This window comes from Klebsiella sp. P1954 (genome assembly GCF_018199955.1).
Lineage (GTDB): Bacteria > Pseudomonadota > Gammaproteobacteria > Enterobacterales > Enterobacteriaceae > Klebsiella > Klebsiella pneumoniae.
In genome coordinates, this window is sequence record NZ_CP073373.1 from 1,763,702 (window position 1) to 1,783,175 (window position 19,474).

General features: G+C 58.3%; 22 protein-coding genes. 9 read left to right on the plus strand and 13 right to left on the minus strand.

What is annotated here, in order from left to right:
• Positions 1–80: 80 nt before the first annotated feature.
• Genes panE through KB890_RS08590 form a run of 3 tightly spaced genes read left to right on the plus strand, consistent with a single transcriptional unit; the run spans position 81 to position 2,075 of the window.
• On the plus strand, positions 81–992 hold the full coding sequence (gene panE, locus KB890_RS08580; RefSeq protein WP_004178742.1) for a 2-dehydropantoate 2-reductase: 912 nt from the start codon (positions 81–83) through the stop codon (positions 990–992).
• On the plus strand, positions 955–1,548 hold the full coding sequence (gene yajL, locus KB890_RS08585) for a protein deglycase YajL (protein WP_002891460.1): 594 nt from the start codon (positions 955–957) through the stop codon (positions 1,546–1,548). The genes panE and yajL overlap by 38 nt, the downstream gene beginning before the upstream one ends.
• 50 nt (positions 1,549–1,598) lie before the next feature.
• Positions 1,599–2,075, plus strand: a complete 477-nt coding sequence (locus KB890_RS08590) for an SRPBCC family protein (RefSeq protein ID WP_004178740.1) — start codon at positions 1,599–1,601, stop codon at positions 2,073–2,075.
• A gap of 66 nt (positions 2,076–2,141) precedes the next feature.
• On the opposite strand, the gene thiI is transcribed toward KB890_RS08590, so the two are convergent.
• Complete coding sequence (gene thiI, locus KB890_RS08595; protein ID WP_004151340.1) at positions 2,142–3,590, minus strand: tRNA uracil 4-sulfurtransferase ThiI; 1,449 nt, start codon at positions 3,588–3,590, stop codon at positions 2,142–2,144.
• Positions 3,591–3,771: 181 nt separating this feature from the next.
• On the opposite strand from thiI, the gene xseB reads away from it, so the two are divergent.
• From xseB to KB890_RS08615, 4 genes are read left to right on the plus strand one after another with little or no spacing between them, the layout of a single operon-like run.
• Positions 3,772–4,014: an exodeoxyribonuclease VII small subunit gene (xseB, locus tag KB890_RS08600; protein WP_002891398.1), complete on the plus strand. Its 243-nt coding sequence runs from the start codon at positions 3,772–3,774 to the stop codon at positions 4,012–4,014.
• Positions 4,015–4,914 (plus strand): (2E,6E)-farnesyl diphosphate synthase, encoded by a 900-nt coding sequence (gene ispA, locus KB890_RS08605; protein ID WP_004144656.1) that lies wholly within the window; start codon positions 4,015–4,017, stop codon positions 4,912–4,914.
• Positions 4,915–4,932: 18 nt separating this feature from the next.
• A complete protein-coding gene (gene dxs / locus KB890_RS08610; protein ID WP_094965579.1) occupies positions 4,933–6,795 on the plus strand; it encodes a 1-deoxy-D-xylulose-5-phosphate synthase in 1,863 nt (620 codons plus the stop codon).
• 60 nt (positions 6,796–6,855) lie between these two features.
• A complete protein-coding gene (locus tag KB890_RS08615; RefSeq protein ID WP_004147313.1) occupies positions 6,856–7,830 on the plus strand; it encodes an aldo/keto reductase in 975 nt (324 codons plus the stop codon).
• 45 nt (positions 7,831–7,875) lie between these two features.
• Here the strand turns inward: KB890_RS08615 and pgpA are convergent, their stop codons facing one another.
• The 6 genes from pgpA to nrdR form a co-directional block, all read right to left on the minus strand.
• Positions 7,876–8,379 (minus strand): phosphatidylglycerophosphatase A, encoded by a 504-nt coding sequence (gene pgpA / locus KB890_RS08620; protein WP_004178738.1) that lies wholly within the window; start codon positions 8,377–8,379, stop codon positions 7,876–7,878.
• Positions 8,372–9,343: a thiamine-phosphate kinase gene (gene thiL, locus KB890_RS08625; protein ID WP_004178737.1), complete on the minus strand. Its 972-nt coding sequence runs from the start codon at positions 9,341–9,343 to the stop codon at positions 8,372–8,374. The genes pgpA and thiL overlap by 8 nt, the downstream gene beginning before the upstream one ends.
• A 71-nt stretch (positions 9,344–9,414) precedes the next feature.
• The gene (gene nusB, locus KB890_RS08630) at positions 9,415–9,834 is read right to left on the minus strand and encodes a transcription antitermination factor NusB (RefSeq protein ID WP_002891356.1); all 420 of its coding nucleotides are present in this window, start codon (positions 9,832–9,834) and stop codon (positions 9,415–9,417) included.
• Positions 9,835–9,853: 19 nt separating this feature from the next.
• Positions 9,854–10,324 carry a 6,7-dimethyl-8-ribityllumazine synthase gene (gene ribE / locus KB890_RS08635; protein ID WP_001021161.1) on the minus strand — a complete coding sequence of 157 codons (471 nt, stop codon included), beginning with the start codon at positions 10,322–10,324 and terminating at the stop codon, positions 9,854–9,856.
• 87 nt (positions 10,325–10,411) lie between these two features.
• Positions 10,412–11,515 carry a bifunctional diaminohydroxyphosphoribosylaminopyrimidine deaminase/5-amino-6-(5-phosphoribosylamino)uracil reductase RibD gene (gene ribD, locus KB890_RS08640; RefSeq protein ID WP_004144650.1) on the minus strand — a complete coding sequence of 368 codons (1,104 nt, stop codon included), beginning with the start codon at positions 11,513–11,515 and terminating at the stop codon, positions 10,412–10,414.
• Positions 11,516–11,518: 3 nt separating this feature from the next.
• A complete protein-coding gene (nrdR, locus tag KB890_RS08645; RefSeq protein ID WP_002890417.1) occupies positions 11,519–11,968 on the minus strand; it encodes a transcriptional regulator NrdR in 450 nt (149 codons plus the stop codon).
• Between the two features lie 147 nt (positions 11,969–12,115).
• Between nrdR and KB890_RS08650 the strand changes: the two genes are divergently transcribed.
• Both KB890_RS08650 and KB890_RS08655 read left to right on the plus strand, forming a co-directional pair.
• Complete coding sequence (locus KB890_RS08650) at positions 12,116–12,655, plus strand: SadB/YajI family lipoprotein (protein WP_002890414.1); 540 nt, start codon at positions 12,116–12,118, stop codon at positions 12,653–12,655.
• 298 nt (positions 12,656–12,953) lie between these two features.
• Positions 12,954–13,838 (plus strand): nucleoside-specific channel-forming protein Tsx, encoded by an 885-nt coding sequence (locus KB890_RS08655; protein WP_002890412.1) that lies wholly within the window; start codon positions 12,954–12,956, stop codon positions 13,836–13,838.
• Positions 13,839–13,892: 54 nt separating this feature from the next.
• On the opposite strand, the gene KB890_RS08660 is transcribed toward KB890_RS08655, so the two are convergent.
• From KB890_RS08660 to tgt, 6 genes are all read right to left on the minus strand, one after another.
• Positions 13,893–14,588, minus strand: coding sequence for a helix-turn-helix transcriptional regulator (locus tag KB890_RS08660; protein WP_004178736.1), 696 nt, complete (start codon positions 14,586–14,588; stop codon positions 13,893–13,895).
• A gap of 24 nt (positions 14,589–14,612) precedes the next feature.
• Positions 14,613–14,978: a VOC family protein gene (locus KB890_RS08665; RefSeq protein WP_002890404.1), complete on the minus strand. Its 366-nt coding sequence runs from the start codon at positions 14,976–14,978 to the stop codon at positions 14,613–14,615.
• Positions 14,979–15,114: 136 nt separating this feature from the next.
• The gene (gene secF, locus KB890_RS08670; protein ID WP_002890403.1) at positions 15,115–16,086 is read right to left on the minus strand and encodes a protein translocase subunit SecF; all 972 of its coding nucleotides are present in this window, start codon (positions 16,084–16,086) and stop codon (positions 15,115–15,117) included.
• A gap of 10 nt (positions 16,087–16,096) precedes the next feature.
• Positions 16,097–17,944 carry a protein translocase subunit SecD gene (gene secD / locus KB890_RS08675; protein WP_002890400.1) on the minus strand — a complete coding sequence of 616 codons (1,848 nt, stop codon included), beginning with the start codon at positions 17,942–17,944 and terminating at the stop codon, positions 16,097–16,099.
• A 26-nt stretch (positions 17,945–17,970) separates the two neighbouring features.
• Complete coding sequence (gene yajC / locus KB890_RS08680) at positions 17,971–18,303, minus strand: preprotein translocase subunit YajC (RefSeq protein ID WP_002890398.1); 333 nt, start codon at positions 18,301–18,303, stop codon at positions 17,971–17,973.
• Positions 18,304–18,325: 22 nt separating this feature from the next.
• Positions 18,326–19,453 carry a tRNA guanosine(34) transglycosylase Tgt gene (tgt, locus tag KB890_RS08685; protein WP_020325196.1) on the minus strand — a complete coding sequence of 376 codons (1,128 nt, stop codon included), beginning with the start codon at positions 19,451–19,453 and terminating at the stop codon, positions 18,326–18,328.
• Positions 19,454–19,474: the final 21 nt, after the last annotated feature.

Below are 19,474 nucleotides of genomic sequence, written 5' to 3' on the forward strand. Positions count from 1 at the left end.
CGTGATGTCCGACGATGCGAAAAGCGACGAGATAGACTTTAGCCATCAGCGCCTGGGATAGCGGCAGATGAGGAGGAACAATGAAAGTAACCGTACTGGGATGCGGTGCGCTGGGACAACTATGGCTGACCGCGTTGTACAAACAGGGACATGAAGTCCAGGGCTGGCTGCGCGTACCGCAGCCATTCTGTAGCGTCAACGTCATTGAAACCGATGGCTCAGTGTTCAACGAATCGCTGACGGCCAACGACCCCGATTTTCTCGCCAGCAGCGAGCTGCTGATCGTCACCTTAAAGGCCTGGCAGGTGTCGAATGCGGTAAAGCACCTGGCCGGGATCCTGTCGGACACCACGCCAATTGTGCTGATTCATAACGGCATGGGCACCGTCGAGGAGCTGCGCGGCGTGAAACAGCCATTGCTGCTGGCCTCCACGACCCAGGCGGCGCGGCGCGATGGGAATGTCATCATCCACGTTGCCCAGGGCACCACGCATATCGGACCGGCAAAAAGCTACGAGGGGGACTACAGCTATCTCGCAGAAGTTCTGCAGAGCGTGCTGCCGGATGTCGCCTGGCATAACAATATCCACTCGGCCATCTGGCGCAAGCTGGCGGTTAACTGCGTGATTAACCCTCTGACCGCGCTCAAAGGGTGTAAAAACGGCGATCTGCGCGACTATACGCAGGAAGTTGCGGCCATTTGTCGCGAGGTGGCGGCGGTGATGGAGCGCGAAGGTATTCATACCTCGGCGGAAAACCTGCTATTTTATGTCGAACAGGTAATTGAAAGTACGGCAGAAAATATCTCTTCCATGCTGCAGGACGTTCGCGCCCAGCGGCATACAGAGATCGACTACATCACCGGTTTTCTGCTCAACCGCGCCCGCGCCCACGGCGTCGCCGTACCGGAAAACGCCCGCTTATTTGAATTGATCAAGCGTAAGGAGAATGAATATGAGCGCGTCGGCACTGATTTGCCTCGCCCCTGGTAGCGAAGAGACCGAAGCGGTCACCACTATCGACCTGCTGGTCCGCGGCGGAGTAAAGGTGACCACCGCCAGCGTCGCCAGCGACGGCAGCCTGACCATCGTCTGTTCGCGCGGCGTCAAACTGCTAGCGGATGCGCCGCTGGTCGAGGTGGCCGATGGTGATTTCGATATCATCGTCCTCCCGGGCGGTATCAAGGGCGCAGAGTGCTTCCGCGACAGCACGCTACTGGTGGAAACCGTCCGCCAGTTTCATCTCTCTGGGCGCATTGTGGCCGCCATCTGCGCCGCCCCGGCGACCGTGCTGGTACCCCATAATCTGTTCCCGATCGGCAACATGACCGGTTTTCCGGCGCTGAAGGAACATATCCCCGCCGAGCAGTGGCAGGATAAAAGAGTGGTCTGGGATCCGCGGGTGAATCTGTTAACCAGCCAGGGTCCGGGGACTTCGATTGATTTCGCCCTGAAAATGATCGATCTGCTGGTGGGGCGCGAGAAAGCGTATGAGGTCGCCTCACAGCTGGTGATGGCCGCTGGCATCTATAATTACTACGAAGCCTGATAGCCGGTCCGCGCCGCGGGCTGGCTCCCCTTTTCCTGAGGAGTCGTAGCATGTCCCGGAGCGCAACCGATTCTCGCGATCTTGTTATCAGCCGCCTGCTCAGCGCGCCCGCCCCAGCCCTGTGGCGCGCGTGGGCCGACCCGGCATTACTCCGAACCTGGTGGTGCCCGAAGCCCTGGCAAACCGAGGTTCTGGCCTTTGATTTTCGCGCCGGCGGGGCCTTTCACACCGTGATGCACGGGCCTGACGGTGAACGCAGCGATAACCCCGGCTGTTTTCTTGAGGTTATCCCGCAACAAAAAATCGTCATGACCTCGATGCTGACGGCGGATTATCGCCCCGCCGTTTCCCCCTTCGCGATGACGGCCATCATCACCTTTGCCGATGAACAGGGCGGGTGTCGCTATACGGCTACGGTGCTGCATGCCGATGATGAAACCCGCGAGCAGCATGAGCAGATGGGATTTTTCGAGGGCTGGAATATCGTCATCGATCAGCTCAATGACCTGGCGCTGACCCTGCGCTAATATACTCCCCTGCCAATAGTAAAAAGGCCTTCCATCAGGGAAGGCCTTTTGCATCATAACAACCTGTTACGGGCGATAAACTTTCACGTTGCTGAAGCCCTGCTCGCGCAAATAAAGCGCCTGCAGACGGCTCATCACCCCGCGCTCGCACCACAGCAGCCAGGTTTTGCTCTGATCGAGATCGCCAAATTTGGTGCTTAGCTTGTAGAACGGCAGGGAAACAACTTCAACCCCCTCGACCTTCAGCGGCTTGTCTTCCTGCTCGTCGATGGAGCGAATGTCGAGGATCGCGTCATTGGCGCCAAAGCCGGTCACGGTTTCCACTTCCACCACCGTCTCTTCCGTCTGCTGGGCGATCTCGCGGATATCGATATTGCTCGCCTCTTCTACCACTTTATCAAGGATGCTGAAATCGAAGTGTTCTTCTTCCGCTTCAATCTTCGCCTTCACCGCCTTCACGGTCGGGCTCTTGGAGATCACGCCGCAATATTCCGGCATGGTGCGGGCAAAATCTTCCGTGCCGATCTCACGCGCCAGGTCGATGATGTGCTCTTTATCGTGCGAAATCAGCGGGCGCAGGATCAGAGTATCGGAGACATTATCGATCAGGCGCAGGTTAGTGAGGGTCTGACTGGAGACCTGGCCGAGCGCTTCGCCGGTGACCAGCGCCTGCACGCCATAGCGTTCCGCGACTTTTGACGCGGCGCGGACCATCATGCGCTTGAGCACGACGCCCATCTGGCCGTCGTCCACTTTTTCAAGGATTTCGCCGACTACTGGCTCAAAGTTAATCGCCACAAAGCGAACGCGGTGTGAGCTGCCGAAGCGGTTCCACAGATAATGCGCGACCTGACGGACGCCAATCTCATGGGCGGCGCCGCCAAGGTTAAAGAAGCAGTAATGAACGCGGCAGCCGCGGCGCATCAGCATGTAGCTGGAGACGCCGGAGTCAAAGCCGCCGGAGATCAGCGACAGCACATCTTCCTGGGTGCCGATCGGGAAACCGCCGATGCCTTCATAGCGGCCTTTCACCAGCAGCAGGCGATCGTTTTCAATCTCGAGATTGACAGTGACGTCCGGGTCGGTCAGCTTCACGCGCGCCGTTTCAATATGCTGATTCAGACCGCCGCCGACGTAACGTTCCACTTCAATTGAGGTGAATTCATGTTTGCCGCGACGCTTCACTCGCACGCAGAAGGTTTTGCCTTCCAGCGCCTCGCGCCACAGCGGCAGCGTCTGCTCGAAAATATCGTGCAGCGAGGTGAACGGCACGTCTTCGACTTCCAGAATATGGTGGATGCCGGGGATACGGGTCAGCGCATCGCGAATAGCCGGGCGTTGATTTTCATCTTTCGCGCGAACTTCGATATGATCCCAATGACGGACGACGGCCAGCGTCTCATCATAGTTTTTGAGAACGTTACGAATGTTCCCGGTTAAGATTTTAATGAAGCGCAACCGCACAGATTGGCTTTTGATGGTGATTTCCGGGAACAATTTAATGATAAACTTCATAGCGACAATAGTTCGTTGGCAAGCCCGACGGGGCTATAAGCAAAAGTTGTAAAGCAGCGCACACCGGTGCCTGCATCCTGGGCGCGGAGTATATCACCATTGCGCGTTATTTGCTTACACGCGTGACTTCGTTACCATACCCGGTATTGCCGTCGCGACATAACAAGAGTCTACATTCACTATGCCAAAGAAAAATGAGGCCCCGGCCAGCTTTGAAACTGCTCTGGGCGAACTGGAGCAGATCGTTAACCGTCTGGAAAGCGGCGATTTGCCGTTAGAGGAAGCGCTAAGCGAATTTGAGCGCGGCGTACAGCTGGCGCGCCAGGGGCAAAGTCAGCTGCAGAAGGCCGAACAGCGCGTGCAGATCCTGCTGGCGGATAGTGAAGATTCCCCGACCACGCCTTTTACGCCGGACGCTGAATAAATGGATTTCCCGCAACAATTGCAGGCCTGTGTGGAACAGGCAAACGAAGCGCTGCGCCGTTTCATCGCCCCGCAGCCCTTTCAGAACACTCCGCTGGTGGAAGCGATGCATTATGGCGCATTGTTAGGCGGTAAACGCCTGCGTCCCTTCCTTGTCTACGCCACCGGCGAGATGTTCGGCGTGTGCCGTACCACGCTGGATGCTCCTGCCGCGGCGGTCGAATGCATTCATGCCTACTCCCTGATGCATGATGATTTGCCGGCGATGGATGATGACGATCTGCGCCGCGGCCTGCCGACCTGCCATATTAAATTTGGCGAAGCCAACGCAATTCTTGCGGGAGATGCCCTGCAAACGCTGGCGTTCTCTATACTGAGTGATGCGCCGATGGTCGACGTTCCTGACCGGGACCGGCTGGCGATGGTTTCCGAACTGGCGCAGGCCAGCGGCGTGGCGGGCATGTGCGGCGGCCAGGCGCTGGATCTGCAGGCCGAGGGACAGCAGGTTGATTTACAGGCGCTGGAGCGTATCCATCGCCATAAAACGGGCGCCCTGATCCGCGCCGCCGTCCGGATGGGAGCCCTGAGCGCCGGCGAACGCGGCCGCGCCGCCCTGCCCGCGCTGGATCGCTATGCGGAAAATATCGGTCTTGCCTTCCAGGTCCAGGATGACATTCTCGACGTGGTAGGGGATACTGCGACCCTTGGCAAACGTCAGGGTGCCGACCAGCAATTGGGTAAAAGCACCTATCCCGCCCTCCTGGGTCTTGAGCAAGCCCGGAAGAAAGCGCACGACCTGATCGCTGATGCCCGCCGGTCGTTAGATGAGCTGGCCGCACAATCTCTAGATACTTCGGCACTGGAAGCGCTCGCGAATTACATTATTCAGCGCGATAAATAAACAAAAAATGAGTCTCTGATGAGTTTTGATATTGCCAAATACCCGACCCTGGCGCTGGTAGATTCCACCCAGGAGTTGCGCCTGTTGCCAAAAGAGAGCCTGCCGAAGCTATGTGATGAGCTGCGGCGCTATCTACTGGACAGCGTCAGCCGTTCCAGCGGTCACTTTGCCTCTGGCCTCGGCACGGTGGAACTGACCGTGGCGCTGCACTACGTGTATAACACGCCGTTCGATCGCCTGATCTGGGACGTCGGCCATCAGGCCTACCCGCATAAAATTCTGACCGGTCGCCGGGACAAAATCGGCACCATTCGTCAGAAAGGCGGCCTGCATCCCTTCCCGTGGCGCGGTGAAAGCGAGTATGACGTGCTGAGCGTCGGTCACTCCTCCACTTCCATTTCCGCGGGTATCGGGGTGGCTATCGCCGCCGCGAAAGAGGATAAGCAACGGCGCGCGGTGTGCGTCATTGGCGACGGGGCGATCACCGCCGGCATGGCGTTTGAGGCGATGAACCACGCCGGGGATATCAAACCCGACCTGCTGGTGGTGCTGAATGACAATGAAATGTCGATTTCCGAGAACGTCGGCGCGCTGAACAATCATCTGGCGCAGCTCCTCTCCGGTAAGCTCTACTCCACCCTGCGCGAAGGGGGCAAAAAGGTCTTCTCCGGGGTGCCGCCGATTAAAGAGCTGCTTAAGCGTACCGAAGAGCATATCAAAGGGATGGTGGTGCCGGGCACGCTGTTTGAAGAGCTGGGCTTTAACTACATTGGCCCGGTGGATGGCCATGACGTGCTCGGTCTGGTCTGCACGCTGAAGAACATGCGCGACCTGAAAGGCCCGCAGTTCCTGCATATTATGACCAAAAAAGGCCGCGGCTATGAGCCCGCTGAGAAAGACCCGATCACCTTCCATGCGGTGCCAAAATTCGACCATACCAGCGGCGTACTGCCCAAAAGCAGCGGCGGCCTCCCTTCCTACTCGAAAATCTTCGGCGACTGGCTGTGTGAAACGGCGGCCAAAGACAGCAAGCTGATGGCGATCACGCCGGCGATGCGCGAAGGTTCAGGGATGGTGGAGTTTTCGAAGAAATTCCCCGATCGGTACTTTGACGTCGCCATTGCCGAGCAGCATGCGGTCACCTTCGCCGCCGGGCTGGCGATTGGCGACTACAAGCCGGTGGTGGCGATCTACTCCACCTTCCTGCAGCGAGCCTACGATCAGGTGATCCACGATGTGGCTATCCAGAAGCTGCCGGTGCTATTTGCTATCGACCGCGCCGGGATCGTCGGCGCAGACGGCCAAACGCATCAGGGAGCGTTCGATCTCTCCTTCCTGCGCTGTATTCCGGATATGGTGGTAATGACCCCGAGCGATGAAAATGAATGTCGCCAGATGCTGTACACCGGCTACCACTACAGCGACGGCCCCTGCGCGGTGCGCTATCCGCGCGGTAGCGGCACCGGCGCGACGCTCGAGCCGCTGGCATCGCTGCCGATCGGCAAAGGGGTGGTGAAACGTCAGGGCGAGAAAATAGCGATCCTCAACTTTGGCACCCTGCTGCCGGAAGCCGCGGCGGTAGCGGACAAACTCAACGCCACCCTCGTGGATATGCGCTTTGTGAAGCCGCTGGATACCGCGCTGATCCTCCAGCTGGCCGGCGAGCACGACGCGCTGGTGACGCTGGAAGAGAACGCCATCATGGGCGGCGCCGGCAGCGGCGTGAACGAAGTGCTGATGGCCCACCGCCGGGCGGTACCGGTGCTCAATATTGGCCTGCCGGATTATTTTATTCCTCAGGGCACTCAGGAAGAGATCCGCGCCGACCTCGGTCTTGATGCCGCCGGTATTGAAGCCAAAATCCGCGACTGGCTGGCATAATTGCCCCTTCCGCTCCTGCTATGCTTAAGGGATACCCTTGATGAATAGCAGGAGCGCACTATGCACTATATCCCCCTCGGTGATACTGCCTTACGTGTTTCCCGACTCTGCCTCGGCTGCATGACCTTCGGCGAGCCGGACCGCGGCAGACACGCCTGGACGCTTCCGGAAGAGAGCAGCCGCCCGCTTATCCAGCACGCCATTGAAGGCGGCATCAACTTCTTCGATACCGCAAATAGCTACTCCGACGGCAGCAGCGAAGAGATCGTTGGCCGCGCCCTGCGCGACTTTGCCCGCCGTGACGAGGTGGTTGTCGCCACCAAGGTGTATCACCAGGTCGGCGATCTGGCGGAAGGACTTTCCCGGGCGCAGATCCTGCGCTCCATCGACGACAGCCTGCGCCGTCTCGGGATGGACTATGTCGACCTGCTGCAGATCCACCGCTGGGACTATACCACCCCGATTGAAGAGACGCTCGAAGCGCTGGACGAGGTGGTGAAAGCCGGCAAAGCGCGCTATATCGGCGCCTCGTCCATGCATGCCCGACAGTTTGCCCAGGCGCTGGCGCTCCAGCAGCAGAACGGCTGGGCGCGCTTCGTCACCATGCAGGATCACTACAACCTGATTTACCGGGAAGAAGAGAATGAGATGCTGCCCCTGTGCCAACGTAACGGCGTAGCGGTGATCCCATGGAGTCCGCTGGCGCGCGGCAGACTAACCCGCCCCTGGGGTGAGACCACCGCCCGGCTGGTCTCAGATGAGTTCGGCAAATCGCTGTACAGCGCCAGTGAAGAAAACGATGCGCAGATCGCCGGGAATCTCGCGGACGTGGCGGAAGAACTCGACGCCAGCCGAGCCCAGGTCGCCCTCGCCTGGCTGTTAAGCAAACCCGGCGTCGCCGCGCCGATTATCGGCCCGTCGCGTCAGGAACAGCTCGATGATCTGCTGCAGGCGGTGGATTTGACGCTCTCCCCGGAACAGATCGACAAGCTGGAGGCGCCGTATCAGCCGCATCCGGTGGTGGGATTTAAGTGACGGGCGTGGTTTCCCCGGCAGCGTAGCGTTGCCGGGGAGAGGCGGTTAAAGCAGACCGATGGGCCAGTGATGGCCAATGACGTACAGCACGCCGGCGGAGATCACGCCGGCGACGATATCATCGACCATAATCCCCATTCCGCCGTGGATATTGCGATCAAACCAGCGAATCGGCCACGGCTTCCACATATCGAAGATACGGAAAATCACGAAGCCGGCGGCCACCCACTGCCAGTCCATGGTCGGCAGCGCCATCAGGGTGATCCACATCCCGACGAACTCGTCCCAGACGATGCTGCCGTGGTCATGGGTGCCCATATCTTTGGCCGTGCGATGGCACAGATAGACGCCGATACAGATGCTCATCATCACCACCAGCGAGTAAAGCTGCCAGGGGAGAAAGGTCATCAGATACCAGAACGGGATCGCCGCCAGCGAGCCCATCGTCCCCGGCACCACCGGGCTTAAGCCGCTGCCAAAGCCGGTCGCCAGCAGATGCCACGGATTACGCATACTCAGGCGGCTAAGCGCCTCATCTCGACTACGCAAAGTGATCGTATCCCTTTAAATCAAGCGCGACCGGCTTACCGTCGCGGATAAACTGCAGCCCTTCGCTCTCCGGCGCAATCTGTCCGATACAGGTAAAACGCGCGCCAAGATGGCCAAGAGCCACGTCCAGCGCCCCGCGGTTCAGCTCCGGTACGGTAAAGCACAGCTCGTAATCTTCCCCGCCGGCGAGCGCCCAGCGCAGCGCCTGCTCAGAATCAACCTGGCGCAGCATCGCATCGGAGTACGGCATGGCATCGAGATCGATACGTGCGCCGCAGCCGCTGGCTTTGAGAATATGGCCCAGATCGGAGATCAGGCCGTCGGAGAGATCGATAGCCGATGTCGCCAGGTCACGCAGCGCCTGGCCCTGCAGCACGCGCGGCATCGGCCGCAGATGACGGGCCAGCAGGTAGTCGGCGTCAGACGGTTCATCCACCGTCAGCCGGTTCTGCAGCACCGCCAGGCCGGCGGCGCTATCTCCCGGAGTGCCGGTAACATAGATCCAGTCCCCCGGCTTCGCGCCAGCGCGTTTCATGGCGCGTCCCGGCGGCACAAAGCCGTGGATACCCAGCGTCATGGAGAGCGGGCCACGGGTAGTGTCGCCGCCAATCAGTTGCATATCGTAATAGTCCAGCTGGACAAACAGGCTGTCGCTGAAGGCTTCCAGCCAGACTTCATCCACCTCCGGCAAGGTCAGCGCCAGCGTGAGCCACGCCGGCTCCGCGCCCATTGCCGCGAGGTCGCTCAGGTTCACCGCCAGCGCTTTATAGGCGAGGTCGGCCGGGTCGATATCGGGTAAGAAGTGATTGCCCGCCACCAGGGTGTCGGTGCTGATTGCCAGCGTTTTTTTCTCGGGAATATGCAGGAGCGCGCAGTCATCGCCGATGCCGGTTTCAACATCAAGGCGGGCGCTTTTAACGCGATCAAAATAACGGGCAATCAGGGAGAATTCGCCGCATGCCATACGTTATGCCTCAGCAAAATAATAAATAAGGCCGGGCTGCGAGGCGACCCTCGCAAAACCCGGCCTGCAGTTTACTTCTTGTGGGGACGAATTACCGGAGCCGCTTTGTCCAGCACGCCGTTAACGAACTTGTGGCTATCTTCAGCGCCGAAGGTTTTCGCCAGTTCGATAGCTTCATTGATGGCCACTTTATACGGTACGTCATCACGTTTGGACAGCTCAAACAGCGCGATACGCAGCACCGCTTTTTCAACCTGGCCCAGCTCTTCCAGCTGGCGGGACAGGTAGGGCTTCATCAGGCCGTCGAGGTACGCGCTGTTAGTCGCCACTCCGGACAGCAGTTCGCGGAAATACAGAACATCAACATCTTTTACGTCCTGTTCCGCCAGGAACTGGTATTCGACATCAGCGATGTCGTTGTGGGACAACTGCCAGGAGTAGAGCGCCTGAACGGCACACTCACGGGCGCGGCGACGAGCAGCAGGTTTCACGGAATTCCCCTTACAAAAATCAGGCCTTGATGGCTTTCAATACGTTAATCATTTCCAGCGCGGTCAGCGCAGCTTCTGCACCTTTGTTACCAGCTTTGGTGCCAGCGCGCTCAATGGCTTGTTCAATACTTTCAGTGGTCAGAACACCAAAGGCTACCGGGATTTCGCTGTCCTGAGCGACATGCGCCAGGCCATTGCTGGCACCGCCTGCCACATATTCAAAGTGGGCGGTACCGCCGCGAATCACCGTCCCCAGCGCGATCACCGCGTCATATTTACCGGTTTTCGCCAGTGCGCCAGCCGCCAGCGGCAGCTCATACGCGCCTGGAACCCAAACGACGGTGATGTTTTCATCTTTTACCTGACCAATGCGTTTCAGGGCGTCAATCGCGCCTTCCAGCAGGCTGTCATTGATAAAGTTGTTGAAACGCGCAATGGTGATGGCGACGCGAGCGTCCGGGGTAGCAACGTTAGCTTCAATAATGTTCATACTCTTCCTTCGGGTTCATGTGCCCCGCAAGGGGGGCGGATTTTATCATATTATTCTGAGCGCTGCTTCCTAATAATCAGGAAAGCCTCACGCAGTGGTTAAATGCAGGCAGACATCCGGGCCAACCTGACGTATCTCATTGAATTTAAAATGGGGGGCCTGGCTCAGCTCTTCAAGCCCCGGCAGCGCGCATAATCCACGCGCCGCATTGCCTAACAGTTTAGGCGCAATATAGACGATAAGCTCGTCGACCAGACCCGCCTGCAGCAGCGCCCCGGCAAGCGTGGCCCCTGCCTCAACCCAGACGCTGTTGATCTGCTGTTTGCCGAGCAGCATCATCAGCAGCACCAGATCGAGATGGCCGTTATGCTCCGGAACCAGCAGCGTGCGGGCGCTTTCCGGCCACTGCCGTTCATCGGCGCGCAGGCGGGCAAACAGCGTTTCCCCCGCCTGCTGCACAATACGATGCTCAGGCGTGACGCGGTTCTGGCTGTCGATGACGACGCGCAGCGGCTGGCGCAAATTCTCTTCGGGATAAAGCGCCTGGGTATCGGCGCTCAGCTCCTGCCAGCGCACGGTCAGCGCCGGATCGTCCGCCAGCACGGTGGCGCTGCTGGTCAGGATGGCATGGCTCTGGGCGCGCAGACGCTGCACGTCGCGTCGCGCCTGCGGGGAGGTGATCCACTGGCTTTCGCCGCTGGCCATCGCCGTGCGGCCGTCCAGCGAGGCGCCCAGCTTCAGCTGCACCCAGGGAAAACCGGTGCGCATCCGCTTCAGAAAGCCCTTATTCAGCGCTTCCGCTTCGTTCATCATCAGCCCATGGCTGACCTCAATGCCGGCCTGCTGCAGGCGATACAAACCGCGCCCCGCCACCTGCGGGTTCGGATCCTGCATCGCGGCGACCACGCGACTAACGCCGGCGGCAATCAGCGCATCGCAGCATGGCGGCGTACGGCCATGGTGGCTGCAGGGCTCAAGAGTGACGTAGGCGGTGGCGCCGCGCGCCTTTTCGCCAGCCATGCGCAGGGCGTGCACTTCAGCATGCGGCTCGCCGGCGCGATAGTGAAACCCCTCGCCGACGATCTCGCCGTCTTTCACAATGACGCAGCCGACGTTAGGGTTAGGATGGGTAGTAAAGCGACCGCGCGCGGCAAGCTTCAGCGCACGCGCCATGTACATTTCGTCCTGCATGGCTTAGTCCTGTAAGCGGGCGATCTCTTCGCCGAATTCTTTAATATCTTCGAAGCTGCGATAGACCGACGCGAAGCGAATATAGGCGACTTTATCCAGCTTTTTCAGCTGCTCCATCACCAGGTTGCCGATCATTTTGCTGGCCACTTCGCGCTCGCCGGTGCCGCGCAGATGAGTCTTGATATGGTTGACCGCCATTTCCACGTCGTCGGCGCTAACCGGACGTTTCTCCAGCGCTTTCAGCATCCCGCTGCGCAGCTTGTCTTCGTTGAAGGGTTCGCGCACATCGTTACTCTTCACCACCCGCGGCATCACCAGCTCCGCCACTTCGAAGGTGGTAAAGCGTTCGTTACAGACCAGGCACTGCCGACGGCGACGCACGGAAGAGCCTTCCCCCACCAGACGAGAGTCGATCACTTTGGTATCCACGGCGAAACAGAAAGGGCAATGCATAGCGCGTCCTGACAGGTAGTTAAACTGAAGAGTAGTTTACCGCGAAGTGACCGGACTACAAAGAAAGAGCTTTTGAGACAAAGGATCTATGGGAGATGAGGCCGGTTTGGCTACCATTAAGCATCCTCTGTAAACGGAATCCTGACCATGACAAGACGTTACCTGAAGCTCGCCATCGCGGGCTGCCTGTTCACCCTGACCGCCTGCGCCCAGCAAAGCGAAATCCGCCAGATGCACCAGAGCGTGAGTACGCTGAGCCAGGAGATGACCCAGCTCAACCAGCAAACGATCAAAATCACCCAGCAAAACGCGCTGAACGCCAAATCCACCCGCGGCGTCTATCTGCTGCCGGAGGCCAAGACCCCGGCGCGGCTGGAGAGCCAGATCGGCACCCTGCGCATGTCGGTGGGCAGTATTACCCCGGATGGCGATGGGTCACGCCTGACCTTACGCATTCAGGGCGAATCCAACGATCCGCTGCCGGCCTTCACCGCCACCGTCGCTTCCGGACAGATCACCGGCACCACCCACAGCTATCAGGAAGTCAATGTTCAGGATCAGCTGATTAGCGCGCCGGCCAGCACCCTCGCCCCCAGCGATGTCGATATCCCGTTGCGCCTCAATGTAACGCCAGATAAAGTCGGTTTTATTCGCGTACACGATATCCAGCCCGCCGCCGCCCAGTAAGCCTTCAGCCGGGCCTGCCCCGCCCGGCTACGTCCTGCCCCGTCTTTCTTATCCACTTACAACTTTTCGCAAGAGTTCATTAGAAATCGTTCTGCAGCGCGATTTTCAGTAGCATTTTGTCAAGAAATGCATAGAATCGTGAACGCAATCGATTACGCATGTTCTGGTTATGTGAAACAACACGTATTTTTGTGAGCAATGATTCCTATAATAGACCCCCACAGAAAGACGAAATATTTAGAAACGCTTCGGCACTTCTTTTAACGCCTTCAGGCTCAATTTAAACAGTGGCATTACTATGAAAAAAACATTACTGGCAGCGGGTGCGGTTGTGGCGCTCTCCACTACTTTTGCCGCGGGCGCGGCAGAAAACGACAAACCGCAGTATCTGTCTGACTGGTGGCACCAGAGTGTTAACGTGGTGGGCAGCTACCACACCCGTTTTGGACCGCAGATCCGTAACGATACCTACCTGGAATACGAAGCGTTCGCCAAAAAAGACTGGTTTGATTTCTACGGCTATATCGATGCCCCGGTATTCTTCGGCGGCAACAGCACGGCAAAAGGTATCTGGAACAAAGGTTCCCCGCTGTTTATGGAGATCGAACCGCGTTTCTCTATCGATAAGCTGACCAATACCGACCTGAGCTTCGGGCCGTTCAAAGAATGGTATTTCGCCAACAACTATATCTACGATATGGGCCGCAACGACTCCCAGGAGCAGAGCACCTGGTATATGGGTCTGGGTACCGATATCGATACCGGCCTGCCAATGAGCCTGTCGCTGAACGTCTACGCCAAGTACCAGTGGCAGAACTACGGCGCCTCCAACGAAAACGAATGGGACGGCTATCGCTTCAAAGTGAAATACTTTGTGCCGCTGACCGACCTGTGGGGCGGTTCGCTGAGCTACATCGGCTTCACCAACTTCGACTGGGGTTCTGACCTCGGCGATGACAACTTCTACGATCTGAACGGGAAGCACGCGCGCACCAGCAACTCTATCGCCTCCAGCCACATCCTGGCGCTGAACTACGCGCACTGGCACTACTCTATCGTCGCCCGTTACTTCCATAACGGCGGCCAGTGGGCTGATGATGCGAAGCTGAACTTCGGCGATGGTCCGTTCAGCGTTCGCTCGACCGGCTGGGGTGGTTACTTCGTGGTCGGCTACAACTTCTGATTGCTGATACAGCAAGACAGCGCCCGGGCCGCAGCTCCTGCTGCCCGGGCTTTTTTATTTCTCCCGCACCTCGCACCGGACCTTGCGCAGAAAATCGCTTAACGAGCGGTCGGCGCACTCGCTGAATCGACGTTCGGTCGCGCTTACCTCCAGGCAACGATCGAGGCGAAAATTGCGGTAATCATTGCGCAGTTCGCACCAGGCCACCAGCAGCCAGCGCTCCCCCCAGAAAAACAGCCCCAGCGGCAGCACTTCACGCCACGTCACCTGACCGGATTCATCCTGGTAGTGAAGCTGTAATACCTGCTGATTGGATACGGCCTGATGGATAACGTCAAAATGGGTTTTAGCATAGCGATGCGCGCCAAGGTCAGGGGCAAACAGGCGGGTCTGCTCCGCCTGGCGCCGACGCGCCTCCGGCAGGATCGCCAGCATCTTCTCCTGGGCGGATTCCAGCGACTGCGACAGCGCCTCACCGCCCCAGGTTTTCAGCAGCCGAATCGCAGCGATCAGCGCCTCGGACTCTTTGGTGGTCAGCATCAGCGGCGGCAGATCGTAGCCCGCCAGCAGCCGGTAGCCGCTGCCCGCTTCGCCCTCCACCGGTACGCCGGAGAGGGAGAGATCGCGAATATCGCGATAGACGGTACGCTCCGACACGCCCAGCCGCTCCGCCAGCAGCGCGGCGGTAGTGAGCCGCCTGCCGCGCAGGATCTGCACAATCTGAAATAAACGGTCGGCGCGTCGGGTCATGTCTCACTTCACCAAAAGTTAAGGTTAAGCCGGCTGGTGCAGGCCGACGCGGTTGCCCTCGCTGTCGGTAAACAGGGCGATGGTGCCAATATCATTCGGCAGCGTCAGCGGGCCGAAGACACAGGCCCCACCCGCCGAGGCAACGCGCTCCAGCGTGGCGGCAAGATGATCAGTATGCAGATAAATAATAGCGCCCTGCGCCGAGGGCGCGATACCTTCAAATTTGGCCAGCGCGCCGCCGGGGGCCGGATCCTGATGCGGGAACACCGCCAGCTCGGCGCAGTCCATGGTTTCGCGACGCAGCGACACTTGCATCACCGGCTCATAAAACGCGACGGCGCGATCCATATCGGCGACCGGAATTTCAAACCAGTTAATCACGTTGTTCATACTTCCTCCTGCTCGTTAGTGAGTTCAGAGGCAGTGTATGGGAGGGCTCCTGACAGCATACTGTCAGCAGGTTTTGTCGCGGGCAAAAAAATCCCGGCCGCAAGGGCCGGGATAGCTTTATCTCAACTGAACCGGATTACGGCAGAATAGACGGCTGATCCGCCCCTTCTTTCTCAACCTTCTGCTGGATCAGATGCTCGCGCTTCATGCCCAGCTTCAACGCCAGCGCGGAGGCGACGTAGATAGAGGAAGCCGTACCGATAGAAACACCGATCAGCATGGTCAGCGAGAAGCCTTCCAGAATCGGGCCGCCGAACAGGAACAGCATCAGGATCACCATCAAAGTGGTACCAGAGGTGATCAAGGTACGGTGCAGCGTCTGGGTCAACGACACGTTAAAGATCTCATACGGCGTACCGCGGCGGATCTTACGGAAGTTTTCACGGATACGGTCCGATACCACGATACTGTCGTTCAGCGAGTAGCCGATAACCGACATCAACGAGGCCACGATGGTCAGGTCGATCTCGATATGGAACAGCGACAGCACGCCCATGGTGATCACCACGTCGTGCGCCAGGGCGATAACCACCCCGGCGGCCAGACGCCATTCGAAGCGGAAGCCGACGTAGATCAGGATACAAACCAGCGCCGCAATCAGCGCCAGGGCGCCGGTTTGCGCGAGGTCCGCGCCGACGCTCGGGCCGACAAACTCAATACGCTTCACTGCCGCATTCTGGCTGGTCGATTCGTTAATCACCGTCACGACCTTGCTGCCCAGCTCCTGGCTGCCGTTGGCGTCATGCACCGGCGGCATACGTACCATGATGTCGCGGCTGCTGCCAAAGTTCTGCACCTGCGGCTCTTCAAAGCCCGCTTTCTGCAGGGAATCGCGCATCTGGTCCAGATCGACCGGTTTCTCAAGGGTAATTTCAATCACCGTACCGCCGGTGAAATCGAGCCCCCAGTTAAACCCGCGAACGCCGATGATGGCGATCGACACAATCAGCAGAAAACCTGAAATGCCGAAGGCCCAGTAGTCCCAGCGCATAAAGTCCCAGACTTTACGGCCGTGGTTCAATTGTTCAACAGTATATTCCTGTGCCACAACGCACTCCTCAGATAGACAGCTTTTTAACGCGCTTGCCGCCGTACAGCAGGTTCACGATGGCACGGGTGCCGACGATAGCGGTAAACATTGAGGTCGCGATACCGATACCGGTGGTAATCGCAAACCCTTTAATGGCACCGGTACCGACCGCGTACAGGATGATCACTTTGATAAGCGTCGTCACGTTGGCGTCGAAGATCGAGCTGAACGCGCCGCGATAACCTTCGTCAATCGCCTGCTGAACGGTACGCCCGTTGCTCAGCTCTTCTTTGATACGCTCGTTGATCAGAACGTTAGCATCGACCGCCACCGCAAGGGTTAACACGATACCCGCGATGCCCGGCATGGTCAGCGTCGCCCCCGGGATCAGGGACATAATGCCGACAATCAGTATCAGGTTGGCAATCAGCGCCGAGGTCGCAATCAGGCCGAACTTCTTATAGAAGAGGATCATGAACAGGATAGAGACCACCAGACCGGCCAGACAGGCTTCCAGACCCTGCTTGATGTTCTGCATTCCCAGGGTTGGGCCGATAGTCCGCTCTTCGACGATCTGAATCGGCGCAATCAGCGCGCCGGCACGCAGCAGCAGCGACAGCTGACGCGCTTCGTTCGGATTGCTGATACCGGTGATACGGAAGCTGTTACCCAGACGCGACTGGATGTTGGCGATGTTAATCACCTCTTCCTCTTTCGCCAGGATAGCGCGACCGTTAGCGTCTTTCTTACCGCTGTCTTTATACTCCACGAACAGGGTCGCCATCGGCTTGCCGATGTTGTCCTTAGTGAAGTTAGACATGATGTTACCGCCCGCGCTGTCCAGCGAGATGTTGACCTGCGGCTGGTTGTACTCATCCATGCTGGAGGTCGAGTCGGTGATATGGTCCCCGGTCAGGATCACCCGCTTGTACAGCACTACCGGCTGGCCTTCACGCGTCTGCTTCACTTCCGAGTCGCCCGGCACGCGGCCAGAGGCGGCGGCGGACTGGTCCACGTTAGTATTGACCAGACGGAACTCGAGGGTCGCGGTCGCGCCAAGGATTTCCTTCGCACGCGCGGTATCCTGGATACCCGGCAGCTCAACCACGATGCGGTCAGCGCCCTGACGCTGAACCAGCGGCTCGGCGACGCCCAGCTGGTTCACACGGTTACGCAGGATATTAATGTTCTGCTGAACCGCGTACTCACGGGCTTCTTTCAGGCGCTCATCGGTCATCACCGCTTTCAGGCTGTTGTCACCCTGAGAGGAAATAACCAGATCGCGATGGCGAGGGCTGAGATAAGAGATAGCCTGGTCGCGCGCCGCGCTGTCGCGGAAGACGATGCTCAGACCGTAGTTGTCTTCTTTACGCACGGTCGCGTAAGGAATGCCTTTGTCGCGCAGCTCGCTGCGCAGGCTATCGATGTTCTGTTCCTGCAGTTTGCCTAACGCGGTGTCCATGTCGACTTCCATCAGGAAGTGCACGCCGCCGCGCAGATCAAGACCCAGCTTCATCGGCTCGGCATAGAGCGCCGCCAGCCAGCGTGGGGTTGCCGGAGCAAGGTTCAGCGCCACGACGTATTTGTCACCCAGCACGTTAAGCAGCGCTTCGCGCGCGCGCAGCTGGGTATCAGTGGTGTCGAAGCGCGCAAGAATAGCGCCCTCTTCCAGTGCCACAGACTTCGCGGTTATTTTTTCTTCTTGTAAAGTTTTCTGGACCTGGATCAGCGTTTGCTCACTGGCGGCGACGCCGCGCGCGCCAGTGATTTGAACAGCCGGATCCTCACCATACAGGTTGGGAAGCGCATAGATCAGGCCGACGACAATGACGACGACCAGCATGACGTACTTCCACAAAGGATAACGGTTTAACACGGCAGTTCCCTTTGGGAAAAGTTAGATTACAGCGCCTTCATGGTGCCTTTCGGCAGAACGGCAGCAACGAAGTCACGTTTGATAACCACTTCAGTGGTATCGTTCAGCGCGATAGCAATGTAGCCAGTTTCCGCTACTTTGGTCACGCGACCGACCAGACCGCCGTTGGTCAGCACTTCATCACCTTTGGCGATGGAGTTCATCAGGTTCTTATGTTCCTTGGTGCGCTTCTGCTGTGGACGCAGGATCATGAAGTAAAAAATCAGACCGAACACCACCAGCATCAGAATCAGAGACATCGGGCTGCCCTGCGCCGGTGCACCCGTTGCCGCTACCGCATCAGAAATAAAAAAGCTCATTGAAATTCCCTCATTATTAAAATTAATCAACGTTCAAAGGAGGCACGGTGCGCCCCTGACGTTGGTAAAAATCGGTCACGAAGCTCTCTAATTTACCCTCTTCGATAGCCTTGCGTAAACCAGCCATTAAACGCTGATAGTAGTGCAGGTTATGAATGGTATTGAGACGCGCGCCCAATATTTCGTTGCAACGGTCGAGGTGATGCAAGTAAGCGCGTGAATAATTGCGACATGTATAGCAATCACACTCGGCGTCCAGCGGCGCGGTATCGCTTTTGTGCTTCGCGTTGCGGATTTTCACCACGCCGTCGGTGACGAACAGGTGGCCGTTACGCGCGTTGCGCGTCGGCATGACGCAGTCGAACATATCGATACCGCGACGTACCCCTTCCACCAGATCTTCCGGCTTCCCGACGCCCATCAGGTATCGTGGTTTATCGGCTGGGATCTGCGGGCAGACGTGCTCCAGAATACGGTGCATGTCTTCCTTTGGCTCACCAACCGCCAAACCGCCGACAGCGTAGCCATCAAAGCCAATCTCTACCAGACCTTTCACCGAGATATCGCGTAAATCTTCGTAAACGCTACCCTGAATAATGCCGAACAGCGCATTTTTATTGCCAAGGCTATCGAAACGGTCGCGGCTGCGCTTCGCCCAACGCAGAGACATCTCCATTGAGCGCTTGGCGTAATCCCAGTCCGCCGGGTACGGCGTACATTCGTCGAAGATCATCACGATGTCAGAGCCGAGATCGTACTGAATCTCCATTGATTTTTCCGGATCGAGGAAAATCGGATCGCCGTTGATCGGATTGCGGAAGTGGACGCCCTGCTCGGTGATCTTACGGATATCGCCAAGGCTGAACACCTGGAAACCGCCGGAGTCGGTCAGGATCGGTCCTTTCCACTGCATAAAACCGTGCAGATCGCCGTGCAGCTTCATGATCTCCTGACCCGGGCGCAGCCACAGGTGGAAGGTGTTGCCGAGAATAATCTGCGCGCCGGTGGCTTCCACCTCTTCCGGCGTCATCCCTTTGACGGTGCCGTAGGTGCCAACGGGCATAAAGGCCGGTGTTTCCACCACGCCGCGCTCAAACACCAGGCGACCGCGGCGGGCGCGACCGTCGGTGGTATCCAGTTCAAATTTCATGCTTGCTCCTGCGTCAGAAAA

Bases quoted from the DNA above. Each gene is read 5' to 3' on its own strand.
- yajC (WP_002890398.1), bottom strand. From the start codon at position 18,303: ATGAGCTTTTTTATTTCTGATGCGGTAGCGGCAACGGGTGCACCGGCG.
- KB890_RS08615 (WP_004147313.1), top strand. From the start codon at position 6,856: ATGCACTATATCCCCCTCGGTGATACTGCCTTACGTGTTTCCCGACTC.
- xseB (WP_002891398.1), top strand. From the start codon at position 3,772: ATGCCAAAGAAAAATGAGGCCCCGGCCAGCTTTGAAACTGCTCTGGGC.
- KB890_RS08590 (WP_004178740.1), top strand. From the start codon at position 1,599: ATGTCCCGGAGCGCAACCGATTCTCGCGATCTTGTTATCAGCCGCCTG.
- KB890_RS08660 (WP_004178736.1), bottom strand. From the start codon at position 14,588: ATGACCCGACGCGCCGACCGTTTATTTCAGATTGTGCAGATCCTGCGC.
- dxs (WP_094965579.1), top strand. From the start codon at position 4,933: ATGAGTTTTGATATTGCCAAATACCCGACCCTGGCGCTGGTAGATTCC.
- tgt (WP_020325196.1), bottom strand. From the start codon at position 19,453: ATGAAATTTGAACTGGATACCACCGACGGTCGCGCCCGCCGCGGTCGC.
- ribD (WP_004144650.1), bottom strand. From the start codon at position 11,515: ATGCAGGACGAAATGTACATGGCGCGTGCGCTGAAGCTTGCCGCGCGC.
- ribE (WP_001021161.1), bottom strand. From the start codon at position 10,324: ATGAACATTATTGAAGCTAACGTTGCTACCCCGGACGCTCGCGTCGCC.
- nrdR (WP_002890417.1), bottom strand. From the start codon at position 11,968: ATGCATTGCCCTTTCTGTTTCGCCGTGGATACCAAAGTGATCGACTCT.
- thiI (WP_004151340.1), bottom strand. From the start codon at position 3,590: ATGAAGTTTATCATTAAATTGTTCCCGGAAATCACCATCAAAAGCCAA.
- ispA (WP_004144656.1), top strand. From the start codon at position 4,015: ATGGATTTCCCGCAACAATTGCAGGCCTGTGTGGAACAGGCAAACGAA.
- KB890_RS08665 (WP_002890404.1), bottom strand. From the start codon at position 14,978: ATGAACAACGTGATTAACTGGTTTGAAATTCCGGTCGCCGATATGGAT.
- KB890_RS08650 (WP_002890414.1), top strand. From the start codon at position 12,116: ATGACAAGACGTTACCTGAAGCTCGCCATCGCGGGCTGCCTGTTCACC.
- thiL (WP_004178737.1), bottom strand. From the start codon at position 9,343: ATGGCATGCGGCGAATTCTCCCTGATTGCCCGTTATTTTGATCGCGTT.
- panE (WP_004178742.1), top strand. From the start codon at position 81: ATGAAAGTAACCGTACTGGGATGCGGTGCGCTGGGACAACTATGGCTG.
- yajL (WP_002891460.1), top strand. From the start codon at position 955: ATGAGCGCGTCGGCACTGATTTGCCTCGCCCCTGGTAGCGAAGAGACC.
- KB890_RS08655 (WP_002890412.1), top strand. From the start codon at position 12,954: ATGAAAAAAACATTACTGGCAGCGGGTGCGGTTGTGGCGCTCTCCACT.